The sequence below is a fragment of the Aeromonas sp. S9(2024) genome (assembly GCF_041403185.1).
Classification (GTDB): Bacteria; Pseudomonadota; Gammaproteobacteria; order Enterobacterales; family Aeromonadaceae; genus Aeromonas; species Aeromonas enteropelogenes.
Genome location: NZ_JBGLRE010000008.1, coordinates 175452 through 188068, shown reverse-complemented (window position 1 = coordinate 188068; position 12617 = coordinate 175452). Strand labels below are relative to the sequence as shown.

Below are 12617 nucleotides of genomic sequence, written 5' to 3'. Positions count from 1 at the left end.
AATGGCTTTGCCGTTGGATTGCCATTGATTTCCTTAAGGGTTAAAATCCGCCCTCACGGCCAAATGAGAACAGGTGAGTCATGGGAACAGAGTGGAACGGCGACTACGTCAGCCCCTACGCGGAACACGGTAAGAAGAGCGAACAGGTCAAGAAGATTACCGTCTCGATCCCGCTCAAGGTGCTGAAAGTACTGACCGATGAACGCACCCGCCGTCAGGTGAACAACCTGCGTCATGCGACCAACAGCGAGCTGCTCTGTGAAGCTTTCCTGCATGCCTTCACCGGTCAGCCGCTGCCCTGCGACGACGATCTTCGCAAGGATCATCCGGACAGCGTGCCTGCCGAAGCGCGTGCCATCATGGAGGCGCTGGGCAAGGAAATCGAAGATTTCGACAAGGAATAACTCCTTTCAATGACGCGGCTGATGGCCGCGCCATTGCTATCTGCCATCCCCCATTGCCGCCTTCGCCGCTACCAGCGCACATTGGCTCTCGCCGCCACTCTTGTTGTCGCCTGACCGGCGCTCTCCTCTCTTGTGTTGCCCGGTGACCGACAGCCGTCACGAAGCGGCCGTTTGCCGAAGACAAGGGCTGGTGTTTCGGGGCATGCTGAGTCTCATGAGACATTGGCGGGACGAGGAGTCGGAATGCAGACCATAAGCTGGCAGGATTTCGAGATGGTGGAGTTGCGGGTGGGCACCCTGGTGCGGGTCGAACCCTTTCCCGAGGCGCGCAAGCCCGCCTACAAGGTGTGGGCGGATTTTGGTCCCGAGCTCGGCGTGCGCAAGAGCAGTGCCCAGATAACGGATCTCTACCAGCCAGAGGAGCTGGTTGGCCGTCAGATCATCGCCGTGGTGAACTTCCCGACCAAACAGATTGGCCCCTTCCAGTCCGAATTTCTGCTGACCGGTTTCTACCGGGCGGATGGCGCCGTGGTGATGGCCATCCCGGAGCAGGCGGTGGAAAACGGTGCCAGGCTGGGGTAAACCGGTGCGACACAGAGACAAAAGAGGCGACCACAGGGTCGCCTCTTTCTCTCTGCATCCTGTTACTTCAGCAGGCTGAAGAGCAGTGCAGAAACCGCAAGGGAACCGGTCAGCAGGATGAAGCCGTTGGTCCAAGGGTGACGGAAGCGCGCCAGCGACTTCACCTTGTAGATGGCCACTACCGGCATGATGAACAGGATCATGGCGATGACGGGGCCGGAGAGGGTCTCCATCAGGCCGAGGATACCCGGGTTGACCACGGCCGCACCCCAGATGGAGAAGAACATCAGGGCGATGCCCAGCTTGTCGGCCCTGGCCAGCGACAGGCCGGTGGGCTTGGCGATCAGGGTCTTGAGGCTCTCTCGCGCTCCCAGGAAGTGGCCGAGGAAGGAGGAGCTGATGGCGATGAAGGCGATGAGCGGCCCCAGGGTCACGATCACCGGGTTGTCGGTGATGTTGGCGAGATAGGAGAGCACGGAGACATTCTGGGCCTTGGCCTGCGCCAGCTGGGCCGGGGTGAGGCTCAGCACGCAGGAGAAGACGAAGAAGAGTACGAAGCCCACCAGCATGACGGTGGTGTTGCGCAGGATCTGACCGCTCTTGGCCTCGGCCTGCTCGCCATATTCCCGACGCTGCACATTGGCAAAGCCCGAGATGGCGGCGGCGTGGCTGAAGGCGAACACGGTCACCGGCAGCGCCAGCCAGACGGTGTTGAGGAAGTTGCCGCCCTCAAATGCGCTCATCTGTGGCCACTGCCACTGGGGGATCAGGTAGCAGGAGAGGGCCGCCAGTATGGCCGCCAGCGGATAGACCATGAAGGCAAAGGCCCGCAGCATCGCCTTCTCCCCCGCCAGCATCACGGCGATCATGGCAAACACCAGCATGCCGGAGAGCATCACCCGATCCGGGGAAGCCATGCCGAGTTGGTTGACCATAAAGCTCTCCACCGTGTTGGTCAGTCCCACGCCGTAAATGAGCAGGATCGGGAAGATGGAGAGGAAATAGAGCGTCGAGATGAGGCGGCCGGCCATCTTGCCGAAGTGCTCCTCGGCCACATCGGTGAAATCGGCGTGGGGGCGGGAAGAGGACAGCACGAAGCGCGCCAGCCCGCGGTGGGCCAGGAAGGTCATGGGACCGGCCAGCACGGCGACTATGATCAGGGGCCAGATCCCGCCCAGACCCAGGTTGATGGGCAGAAACAGGATGCCGGCACCGACGGCGGTACCAAACAGGCTGATGACCCAGTGGGTATCGTGGCGGCGCCAGCTGCCGACGGTGACAGGAGTTGAGTGGGAACCGGAGAGCTCCCGGGATGCCTCTGCAGATAAACTCATTGATAATTCACTTTTTGTTAGTGTTTTAATCTGAGCTTATTGTGGTTTATTGGGATTTAATTCTCAAAAAGCAGGGGTGAAACATATCACTACCATAATGGGCGAAAGCCAGTGAAATTGGGAATAGAATCGGGTTCGCGAAATTGAGTAAAACTGGAAATGTAAAAAATATCGGTATATAAATCCGAATTCTCATTCATAATTAATTTTTTGTCTCGGCTAACTGAGTGTTTTCAGAATTACATGAAAATCATGCCACTACTCCGGATTCGGTTGTGATGATTCACTATCATTCTCGCCGTTTGCCAGAGGATATCCCTACCCATTGTCGATATAGCCAGCGGATCACACCAAGCAAAGAGGCGGCTTGGTGGCCGCCTCTTTGCGCTATCCGATGACATATCAACCAGGCTGCTGAACCAGGATCTTGTTCCAGGCGAGATCCGGATCCCCCATCACGATGAAGTCAGGGTTCTCCAGCGACTCCGTCTCGTTGTAACTGAGCGGTTGCAGCGTCAGGCTGAGGATGCGGCCACCGGCCGCCTCGACGATGCACTGGGCAGCAGCAGTATCCCACTCGCCGGTGGGTCCGAGCCGCACGTAGCAATCGGCCGCCCCCTCCGCCACCAGGCAGGATTTGAGGGAGCTGGAGCCGAGCGGGATCAACTCGTAGTTGATGGCCGGGTTGAGGCGACGGGTCAGGTTTTCCAGTTTCTGGCGACGGCTGATGGCCACCACCAGCGAGTCGGGCTGATCGTGCTCGTGGTGCATGGCGCTGATGGGGTACACCTCGCCATTAACCTCCTTGAAGGCGCCATGGCCGCGTATCGCCCAGTAGAGCACGTCGGACTCGGGGGCATAGATGACGCCGAGCACGGGCACATTATCCCGTACCAGGGCGATCAGGGTGGCGAAGTCGCCGCTACCGGCGATGAACTCGCCGGTGCCGTCGAGGGGATCCACCAGCCAGTATTGCCGCCAGTTTGATCTCAGGCTGAAGGGGATGTCGGCGGCCTCCTCGGTCAGCACAGGCACATGGGGAGTGAGCGCCGACAGCGCCTGTTTGAGGTAGGCATCGGCAGCAAGGTCGGCACTGGTGACCGGGGTCGCATCCTCCTTCAGCTGACGCTCGAACTGACCGCCGTGATAGATTTCGTGAAGGATCCGCCCCGCTTCGCGGGCGATCTCCTTGACCCCTGGCACCCAGGCCAACAACTCCTGCATTTCGTTATCCTCTGTCTTTATTGCCGATGCCCGCGAGCGGGCTAGTTTTCCTGCTCTGCCAGCCACTTGCGGGCCAGCAGCAGGGCGCAGATGCTGCGCGACTCGGTAAAGTCGGGGCGCGCCAGCAAATCGTCGATCCGGTTCAGCGGCCAGGGGATCACCTCGAGAGGCTCGGGCTCATCACCGATCCTCTGCTCGGGGAAGAGATCCCGGGCCAGCAGTATCTCCATCCGGCTGGAGAAGTAGCCCGGTGCCAGCGACACCTGTTTGAGGGGGATCAGGGTGCGGGCACCAAAGCCAGCCTCCTCCATCAATTCGCGGTTGCCCGCCTCCAGGGCGTCTTCGCCCGGGTCGATCAACCCCTTGGGAAAGCCGAGCTCGTAAGAGTGAGTGCCCGCCGCGTATTCGCGCACCAGCAGCAGGGTGTGGGCATCGAACAAGGGCACCACCATGACGGCACCCCGGTTGCCGCCGCGCATCCGCTCGTAGACCCGCTCCTCGCCATTGGTGAATTTCAGGTGCAGGGACTCCACTTTGAACAGGCGACTCTCGGCCACCAGCTCGGCCTTGAGGATCTCCGGCTTGGGTTTGTCGTGGTCCAGGATCTCGACACGGATGTGTTCGGGTTTGTTCTTGTGGTGGTTGCTCATCGACCGCGGGCTGCTCGTTAAAAAATCGTGCTTCAAGAGTAAACGACTCCCACCCCGAACACCACGGGACAAGGGCGCGAAAGGGGATGGAAAAATCGTTATACTGCCCCCCGGTTTTTTTCATGACGCTTGCTTCAGGAGACCCCATGCCGACCCGACTGCCCTGGCACCAGATAGATACCGTTCTGCTCGATATGGATGGTACCCTGATCGATCTGCATTTCGACAACCACCTGTGGCAGCAGCTGGTCCCCGAGCGCTACGCCGAGCAGCACGGCTTGCCGCTGGCCGAGGCCAGGGAGCGGATAGACGCGCACTACCACGCCGTCAACGGCACTCTCAATTGGTACTGTGTCGATTACTGGAGCCAGACCCTGGGGCTGGATATTCGCGCCCTCAAGCAGGAGATCCTGGAGAAGATCCAGTGGCGGCCCCACTCCATCCCCTTTCTGGCCGAGCTGCGGGCGGCAGGCAAAAAACTGGTGCTGTTTACCAACGCCCATCCGGCCAGCCTGTCGGTCAAGGATGCGCGGCTCGGATTGGGGGAACATCTGGATCAACTGGTGAGCACCCATGAGCTGGGCTGGTCGAAGGAGAGTCAGCACTGCTGGCAGGCGCTGGCGCAGCGGCTGGCGTTCGATCCGGCCCGCACCTTGTTTGTCGATGACAGCGAGCGGATCCTGCGCGCCGCCGCCGACTACGGTATCGGTTTTCAGCTCGCCATCCAGAATCCGGACAGCCGCCAGCCCGAACAGCAGATCACCGCTTTCCCGGCGATCCGGGATTACGCCGAGCTGTTGCCGCTGGCAGTCTGAACGGACTAACACGACAGAGGGCTGCATGGTGCAGCCCTCTGTGTTTGGGAGACGGATGGGGAGAGTGTTTCACAGCTCCTTGAACGGGCGGCGCTTCTCATCTTCGATGACGATGGCCTCCAGGTTGGCCACCCGCTCCTGCAGCTCCCTGATGACCTGATCCTGCTTGCCGAGGCGATCCGTGATGCGGGCATCCCCCATCTGGTAGCGGGCCCGCTTGCCGAGATAGCCAAACAGCACGCTGATAAACACGATCAGGACTATGCCTGTCCACATGGTCATGTCACGACTCCTTGTCGTCATTAACGGCGATCACTGAATGGGATCACCCCGTTTTCTCACAGTCACCAGTCCGTCGCAACGGGGCGCAGACTCCCTTTGTGATGGCGGTAGCAATAGATGCCTTATTGCCAGAGTGGCCTGCCGATCCAGAGCCCCCACAGGGTGATGTGCAGCAGCACGATAAACCAGAACACCAGCCGGTAGCTGCGCTTTTGGGTCTTGTGACGCAGCCACTGGCGGGCCACCAGGGCACCGGGCCAGCCACCGCACAGCTCCAGCAGGTGGAGGCGGGATTCGGGAATGCGCCACTCGCCGCGCACCGCCTGGCGCTTGTCCCAGGCGTAGGCGGCCACGGTCAGCATACTCATTACCAGCAGCACCGCCAGCGGCCACCACTGTTGGCCGTCGAGACCGAGCCACAGGGCCGAGCCGAGCGGCAGCAGGGCCAGCGCCATCATTGGGCCAGCTCCCAGCAGCGCTCTTCGTCCTGCTCGAGGGTGCGGATCACCCGGGCCGGATTGCCCACGGCCACCGAGTCGGCCGGAATGTCGCGGGTCACCACGGCGCCGGCCCCTATGATGGAGCGGGGTCCTATGGTGACGCCGGGGCAGATGATGGCACCGCCACCGATCCAGCAGTCATCGCCAATGTGTACCGGTTTGTTGTAGGCGGCCCAGTTGCGCCGCTCCAGGTAGTTCATGGTGTGGGTGGCGGTGTAGATCTGCACGTTGGGGGCCAGCAGCACATGGCTGCCGATATGCACTTCACCCACGTCGAGTATGGTGACGTTGAAGTTGAAGAAGGTCTTCTCGCCGATGTGGATATTGCGGCCGAATTCACAGGTGAAGGGAGTGCTGATCCAGCAGGAGTCGGGGCAGTGACCGAACAGCTCGCGGCACAATCGCTGTCGCAGGGCCTCGTCGCCGGCCGAAGAGGCGTTGAGCTCGGCCAGCAGCGCCTGACCACGGATCCGGTCGTTCGCTATCTCCTGGCTCTGGCTGTCGAGGGCGCCCCCCGCCAGAACCTTGTCCCAGTCGCTTGCCATGTTTACCTCCACAATATGCAAGAGAGGCCAGTATACGTGACCGGCGCTGGGGCGTCAGGCTGTCACTTGCTGCAAGATCAGGTGCCGGGCCAGATGAGCGGCAGGATCAGCAGGGCCGAGATGAAGTAGGGGAGCAGCACCCGCAGCCCCAGCCTGCGACCGCCGATGCCAAGTGCCAACAGCCCCTTCACCAGCGAGTTGACCAGCCCGGCGAGCAGGATGCCGCGGGCTGCCACCTCCAGCGCCAGCTCCTTGTGGGAGAGCTGGGAGAGGGAGAGGGTGATGGCGTCCACGTCGGTGATCCCCGAGACCAGTGCCAGCAGATAGACCCCGGAGTTGCCCACCTTGCTTTGCAGGAAAGTAGCCATGAAGCCGATGAGCGCCAGCAGCAGGCCGAACTTGATGGCGGTGGCGAGATCCAGCGGGTTGCTGGTCTGTGGCTGCACCGGGCCGTCGGTCAGCTCCTCGCGCTGGCGCCAGAACCAGAACGCGAAGCCGTAGACGGTGACCGCCAGCAGCAGCAGAGGGGCGGCGAGGCGCAGCGCCAGCTCGTTGTGGATCAGCAGCACCAGCACCAGCAACCGCAGCCACATGGTGGCCCCCGCCAGCAGTATGCCGGTAGCCAGCAGCCGCTCCAGCCCGCCCTGCTCCTTGTTGAGGCGGGCAAACTGCAGGGTGAGGGCGGTGGAGGAGGCGAGCCCTGCCAGCATGCTGGTGAGCACCAGCCCGGCTCGGGTACCGAGCAGGCGCACCGCGAAGTGGCCGCAAAACGAGATGCCCGCGATGATCACCACCATCAGCCAGATCTTGAAGGGGTTGAAGGCATCGAGGGGCCCTATCTCCTCGTTGGGCAGCACCGGCAGCAGTACCAGGGAGATGAGCAAAAAGCGCAGGGTGGCGTGAAATTCGGTCTCGCTCAAAAACAGCATGCCCTGCTGGATCTTGCCCTTGAGCCCCATCAGCAGGGCCGCCAGTACGGCGCAGGCCACCGCCTCGCTCGGGCTCAGCAGCACCGACATCAGGCCCAGCAGATAGGTGAGCAGCATGGCTGCCGAGCTGGTGAGGCCGAACTCCCCCTGCCAGCGCTGGGCCAGCCAGACCGAGAGACCGCAGCCAATCACTACCGCCAGCAGGCCAAGCAGCGGCAGCCAGGGGCCAAGGGTCGGCAGCAGCAGGGCACAGACCCCGCCGAGCAGGCCGATGAGGCCGTAGGTCCGCATCCCTGCGATGCGCTGGTTGTCCCCCAGCTGGCGCACCTGCCAGCCGCGCTCCAGCCCGATGATAAGACCGATGGCCAGCGACACCAGGGCGCCATTGACCGGTTCTGCGTTGATCCACATAACGACCTCCTTTTCGCCCTGTGTCTGCCTTGCTCCCATGATGGCACAGCCGGCTGACGGGCAGAGGGGTCTGGCTCACAGAGTGTACGAATGACGCCCTTTGGGGGATTTATATGAGTAAAAGAGATAAGCAAAGCGTTATTTCTTTCTTCTTGGCATAACTGCTTCGCGGCATGCTGTCCTTAACCCAACGATAAGGAGCATCACCATGACACTGCGAACGACCGCCCTGACAATCTTCTCTCTGCTGGCCTTCCAGGCGGGGGCCGCCGAGATCCGCCTGCTCAACGTCTCCTACGATCCGACCCGCGAACTGTTTCAGGAGTACAACGCCGCCTTCGCCAAAGAGTGGAAGGCGAAAACCGGTGACGACCTGGTGGTGAGCCAGTCCCACGGTGGTTCCGGCAAGCAGGCCCGCGCCGTGGTGGACGGACTGGAAGCGGACGTCGTCTCGCTGGCACTGGCCTATGACGTCGATGCCATTGCCAAGACGGGGCTGATCGCCGCTGACTGGCAGAGCCGCCTGGCCAACAACGCCGCCCCCTACACCTCCACCATCGTCTTCCTGGTGCGCAAGGGCAATCCCAAGCAGATCAAGGATTGGGGGGATCTGGTGCGCAAGGATGTGGCCATCGTCACCCCCAATCCCAAGACTTCCGGCGGGGCGCGCTGGAACTATCTGGCCGCCTGGGGCTATGCCCTGAAGCAGAGCGGCAGTGAAGAGGGGGCCAGGCAGTTCGTCGGCAATCTCTTCAAAAATGTGAAGGTGCTGGACTCCGGCGCCCGTGGCGCTACCACCAGCTTTATCGAGCGGGGCCTTGGCGACGTGTTGCTGGCGTGGGAGAACGAAGCCCTGCTGGTGCTTGGCCAGGCCGGCAACCGCGACAAGTTCGAGCTGGTGGTGCCGTCGGTCTCCATCCTGGCCGAGCCGCCGGTGGCGGTGGTGGACAAGGTGGCCAGCAAGCACGGCACGGAGGCGGTGGCCAAGGGCTACCTGAAGCACCTCTACTCCGACGAGGGGCAGCGGATCATCGCCAAGTATCACTATCGCCCCAGCAATCCGGCGATCCTCAAGGAGACGGTCGCCCAGTTCCCGAAACTGACCCTGTTTACCGTCAAGGAGCTGGAAGGGGATTGGAACAAGGCCCAGCAGAAGCACTTCGCCCAGGGGGGCCTGTTCGACCAGATTTACCAGCCGGGCCGCTGAGCGGCACGTTCCCCATCACTCACTGGCAAGCGCCAACGGATAGGAGTAACAAGATGGACAAGATCCTCCTGGTTCCCGGTTTGCACGATAGCGGGCCGGATCACTGGCAAAGCCGCTGGCACCTGCACTTTCCCCACTGGCAGCGCATGAGGGGGTTGCCGTGGGACAAGCCGAACCTGACGGTCTGGAGCGCCAAGCTGGCGAGCAAGCTCAAAAGCCGTCGCGGCCGGGTGCACCTGGTGGCCCACTCCTTCGGCGCCCTGACCGCCATTGCCGCCGCCCGGCTGCAACCCCACAAGATCGCCTCCATCCTGCTGGTGGCGCCGGCCGATCCGACCCGTTTCGGCATTGCAGACGAGCGACTGGCCGGCCCCCTGCTGGTGTCGGCCCAGATGGTGGCCAGCCGCAACGATCCCTGGATGAGTTTCGAGCGGGCCGAACACTGGAGCCAGCAGTGGCAGGTGCCGCTGTTTGATGCCGGTGAGGCGGGTCATATCAATGCCCAGTCCGGCCACGGGGAGTGGCATCAGGGACTACATCTGCTCGGCAACCTCCACCGTCGGGCCGAGATGGTGATCGAACCGGCTCCGGTGGCGTGGAAAGGGTGTCCGGCACTGGGGTTTCGCTGATGGTTGGATGACAACGGGGAGGGATGGAGATCGAGATGATAACTGTCTGATTTTGTTCACTGGTTCAATTGCACAAGGCTCCATTTTTCAGGTCTTTTGTTGATATGAAAGACCTTTTTTATCTGGGTTGCCCGCAACTCCCTGTTTTCACGCTGTTAGACAAAAAAGTGATTAGCAAAGGTGTTATTGGTGTTTGTGACGGGAAATGAGAGCCAGCAGAATCACTATGTCGAAATTAATTTATAACACATGGATTTGTTATGCGATTTGGTTCTTATTCTGTTCTGCCTGGCTTTGGCCAGACCCTCGGCTTCAGTCTGCTCTATCTGGGGTTGCTGGTACTGCTGCCCCTCTCGGCACTGGTGCTGTTTGCGCTGAATAACTTGACCGCTGCCGAGTTCTGGCAGGTGATAGGGTCGCCCCGGGTGCTGGCCTCCTTTCGCCTGAGTTTCGGGGCGGCGTTTGTCGCGGCGCTGCTCAACAGCCTGTTCGGCCTGATCCTGGCCTGGGTGCTGGTGCGTTACACCTTCCCCGGCCGCCGTCTGGTGGATGCGCTGATCGACCTGCCATTCGCCATGCCCACCGCGGTATCCGGCATCGCCCTGTGCGCCATCTTCGCCCCCAATGGCTGGATCGGTCAGTGGGTTGCCCCGCTCGGCATTGAGCTTGCCTACAACCCCATCGGGGTGGTCATCGCCCTCACCTTTATCGGTCTGCCGTTCGTGGTGCGCACCCTGCAACCCGTGCTGCGGGAGGCCGAAGCAGAACAGGAAGAGGCGGCCGCCAGCCTGGGGGCCGATCGCTGGCAGACCTTCCTGCATGTGCTGTGGCCGACCCTGGTGCCGGCCCTGCTCACCGGCTTTGCGCTGGCGTTTGCCCGTGGCGTGGGGGAGTACGGCTCCGTCATCTTTATCGCCGGCAACCTGCCCATGGTCTCTGAAATCGCGCCCCTGATGATCATGAGCCACCTGGAGGAGTACGACTACGCCGGCGCCTCCGCCATCGCCGTGGTCATGCTGCTGATCTCTTTTGTTTTATTGCTGCTTATCAACAAGTTGCAGGCCTTGAGCTGGGCCCGCATCGGAGGGAGCCGGATATGAATGCATCGACCATCGCCATGGATATCGCCCCCGTGGTGGCAGAAGCCCAGCGCAAGGCGCCGCCGGTGATCCGCGAGCCGCAGTGGGTCAAGTTGCTGCTCATCACCCTGGGGTTGGGCTGGTTTGCCGCCCTGTTGCTGCTGCCGCTGGTGACCGTTTTTATCCAGGCGCTGAGCCCTGGTCTGGCATTTTTCTGGCGGGCCATCAGCGAGCCGGATGCCCTGAGCGCCCTTGGGCTGACTGCCCTGGTGACCCTGTTCGCCGTGCCGCTCAACCTGCTGTTCGGCCTCGCGGCTGCCTGGGCCATCGCCCGTTTCCGTTTCCCGGGCCGGCAGCTGCTCGTCACCCTCATCGATCTACCGTTTTCGGTCTCGCCGGTGATTGCGGGTCTGATGCTGGTGCTGCTGTTTGGCAGCCACGGCTGGTTTGGCGACTGGCTCAGTGAGCACGACATCAAGATCATCTTCGCCACCCCGGGCATCATTCTGGCCACCACCTTCATCACTGTGCCCTTCGTGGTGCGCGAGCTGCTGCCCCAGATGGAGACGCGCGGCCCGGAAGAGGAGGAGGCCGCCATCATGCTGGGAGCGAACGGATTGCAGATGTTCTGGCGGGTCACCCTGCCCGGGATTCGCTGGAGCCTGATGTACGGTGTGCTGCTCTGTACCGCCCGGGCAGTGGGGGAGTTTGGTGCCGTCTCCGTGGTCTCCGGCCATATTCGCGGCCAGACCAACACCCTGCCGCTGCATATCGAGATCCTCTACAACGAGTACCAGACCGGCGCCGCCTTGGCGGTGGCAAGCCTGCTGGCGCTGTTCGGGATCTTCACCCTGCTGGGGGAAACCCTGCTGGCCCGGCTGCGTGGCCAACCCACCCACTCTCACTGATCACAGTTTCAAGGAGGCAGCCATGAGCATTCAGGTGCAAGGACTCAACAAGCATTTCAGCCAGCACGCGGCACTGGCCGACATCAACCTCGATTTTCACGATGGTGAGCTGGTGGCCCTGCTGGGCCCCTCCGGCTGCGGCAAAACCACCTTGCTGCGGATCATCGCCGGGCTGGAGCAGGCCGACGCTGGCCGGATCATTATCCGTGGCGAGGATGCCTCGGCGCTGAATGTGCGCGAGCGCAACGTCGGCTTCGTGTTCCAGCACTACGCCCTGTTTCGCCACATGACGGTGTTCGAGAACGTGGCATTCGGCCTGCGGGTCAGGCCGCGCAACGAACGCCCGGGCGAGGTGGCCATCCGTGCCCGGGTCAGGGAGCTGCTGGATCTGGTTCAGCTTGGCCACGTGGCCGAGCGCTACCCGACCCAGCTTTCCGGCGGCCAGCGTCAGCGGGTCGCCCTGGCCCGTGCCCTGGCGGTGCAGCCCAGGGTGCTGTTGCTGGATGAGCCCTTCGGCGCCCTCGACGCCCAGGTGCGCAAGGAGCTGCGCCGCTGGTTGCGGGAGTTGCACGACGAGTTGCACGTCACCAGCCTGTTCGTCACCCACGATCAGGAGGAGGCGCTGGAGGTGGCGGATCGGGTGGTGCTGATGAACGCCGGCCGGGTCGAGCAGATCGGCACCCCGGCCGAGGTCTATGACCATCCCGCCAGCGCCTTCGTCCACAGCTTTCTCGGCAGCGTGAACCAGTTCCGCGGTCGGGTGGCCGAACAGGGGTTCGGCATCGGCGAGCAGTTGCTCGGCGGCCCCTCGACCGCCCATCTGGCACCGGGCAGTGCCGCCATCGCCTATGTGCGTCCCCACGAGCTGGAGATTCTGCCGGCACAGGCCAGCGGCGGTATCAGCGCCACCATCACCCGGCTGCTGCCTATGGGGCCGCGCATCCGGGTGGAGCTGCGTGGCGAGGGAGAGAGTCGGGGCGTCCACTACGAGGTAGAACTTGGCAAGGAGGCGGCCAGCCATTTTACGCCGGGCCAGGAGGTACGGCTGGTAGCCAGACAGGCGCACTTCTACCCCGATTACCAGATTTGAGGGGCTATCCAGGCTGGGTGCGAGTCAT

At 62.3% G+C, this 12617-nt stretch carries 15 protein-coding genes; 8 read left to right on the top strand and 7 right to left on the bottom strand.

The features are described 5' to 3' along the window. The first annotated feature begins 80 nt into the window (after positions 1-80). Together metJ and ACB028_RS14615 are read left to right on the top strand one after the other, a co-directional pair. Entirely contained in the window at positions 81-404 is a 324-nt protein-coding gene (metJ, locus tag ACB028_RS14620) for a met regulon transcriptional regulator MetJ (protein WP_026457225.1), read from the top strand. 243 nt (positions 405-647) lie between these two features. Further along, positions 648-986: a tRNA-binding protein gene (locus tag ACB028_RS14615; RefSeq protein WP_026457224.1), complete on the top strand. Its 339-nt coding sequence runs from the start codon at positions 648-650 to the stop codon at positions 984-986. 62 nt (positions 987-1048) lie between these two features. Here ACB028_RS14615 and ACB028_RS14610 read toward each other — a convergent pair whose 3' ends face one another. From ACB028_RS14610 to nudE, 3 genes are all read right to left on the bottom strand, one after another. After that, on the bottom strand, positions 1049-2320 hold the full coding sequence (locus ACB028_RS14610; protein WP_371144592.1) for an aromatic amino acid transport family protein: 1272 nt from the start codon (positions 2318-2320) through the stop codon (positions 1049-1051). A gap of 402 nt (positions 2321-2722) precedes the next feature. Beyond that, positions 2723-3544 carry a 3'(2'),5'-bisphosphate nucleotidase CysQ gene (gene cysQ / locus ACB028_RS14605; protein ID WP_371144591.1) on the bottom strand — a complete coding sequence of 274 codons (822 nt, stop codon included), beginning with the start codon at positions 3542-3544 and terminating at the stop codon, positions 2723-2725. Positions 3545-3585: 41 nt separating this feature from the next. After that, positions 3586-4194, bottom strand: coding sequence for an ADP compounds hydrolase NudE (gene nudE / locus ACB028_RS14600; protein WP_216993136.1), 609 nt, complete (start codon positions 4192-4194; stop codon positions 3586-3588). A gap of 146 nt (positions 4195-4340) precedes the next feature. On the opposite strand from nudE, the gene yrfG reads away from it, so the two are divergent. Continuing rightward, positions 4341-5009, top strand: a complete 669-nt coding sequence (gene yrfG / locus ACB028_RS14595) for a GMP/IMP nucleotidase (RefSeq protein ID WP_371144590.1) — start codon at positions 4341-4343, stop codon at positions 5007-5009. A gap of 69 nt (positions 5010-5078) precedes the next feature. Here yrfG and ACB028_RS14590 read toward each other — a convergent pair whose 3' ends face one another. The 4 genes from ACB028_RS14590 to ACB028_RS14575 form a co-directional block, all read right to left on the bottom strand. Next, positions 5079-5291, bottom strand: coding sequence for a hypothetical protein (locus tag ACB028_RS14590; RefSeq protein ID WP_268855666.1), 213 nt, complete (start codon positions 5289-5291; stop codon positions 5079-5081). A 122-nt stretch (positions 5292-5413) separates the two neighbouring features. Then, entirely contained in the window at positions 5414-5749 is a 336-nt protein-coding gene (locus tag ACB028_RS14585) for a DUF1294 domain-containing protein (protein WP_026458094.1), read from the bottom strand. Continuing rightward, positions 5746-6336 (bottom strand): sugar O-acetyltransferase, encoded by a 591-nt coding sequence (locus tag ACB028_RS14580; protein ID WP_371144589.1) that lies wholly within the window; start codon positions 6334-6336, stop codon positions 5746-5748. Before ACB028_RS14580 ends, ACB028_RS14585 begins: the two co-directional genes overlap by 4 nt. 77 nt (positions 6337-6413) lie before the next feature. Further along, positions 6414-7676 (bottom strand): MgtC/SapB family protein, encoded by a 1263-nt coding sequence (locus ACB028_RS14575; RefSeq protein WP_342018336.1) that lies wholly within the window; start codon positions 7674-7676, stop codon positions 6414-6416. A gap of 208 nt (positions 7677-7884) precedes the next feature. Here ACB028_RS14575 and ACB028_RS14570 point away from each other — a divergent pair, with 208 nt between their 5' ends. The 5 genes from ACB028_RS14570 to ACB028_RS14550 all read left to right on the top strand — a co-directional run bounded on the left by ACB028_RS14570 (position 7885) and on the right by ACB028_RS14550 (position 12589). Further along, positions 7885-8883 (top strand): sulfate ABC transporter substrate-binding protein, encoded by a 999-nt coding sequence (locus ACB028_RS14570; RefSeq protein WP_371144588.1) that lies wholly within the window; start codon positions 7885-7887, stop codon positions 8881-8883. A gap of 53 nt (positions 8884-8936) precedes the next feature. Then, positions 8937-9512, top strand: coding sequence for an alpha/beta hydrolase (locus tag ACB028_RS14565; protein WP_216993132.1), 576 nt, complete (start codon positions 8937-8939; stop codon positions 9510-9512). A gap of 260 nt (positions 9513-9772) precedes the next feature. Then, a complete protein-coding gene (gene cysT / locus ACB028_RS14560; protein ID WP_216993131.1) occupies positions 9773-10612 on the top strand; it encodes a sulfate ABC transporter permease subunit CysT in 840 nt (279 codons plus the stop codon). Further along, positions 10609-11499 (top strand): sulfate ABC transporter permease subunit CysW, encoded by an 891-nt coding sequence (gene cysW / locus ACB028_RS14555; protein ID WP_216993130.1) that lies wholly within the window; start codon positions 10609-10611, stop codon positions 11497-11499. The genes cysT and cysW overlap by 4 nt, the downstream gene beginning before the upstream one ends. 22 nt (positions 11500-11521) lie before the next feature. After that, positions 11522-12589 carry a sulfate/molybdate ABC transporter ATP-binding protein gene (locus tag ACB028_RS14550; RefSeq protein ID WP_371144587.1) on the top strand — a complete coding sequence of 356 codons (1068 nt, stop codon included), beginning with the start codon at positions 11522-11524 and terminating at the stop codon, positions 12587-12589. Positions 12590-12617 lie beyond the last annotated feature (28 nt).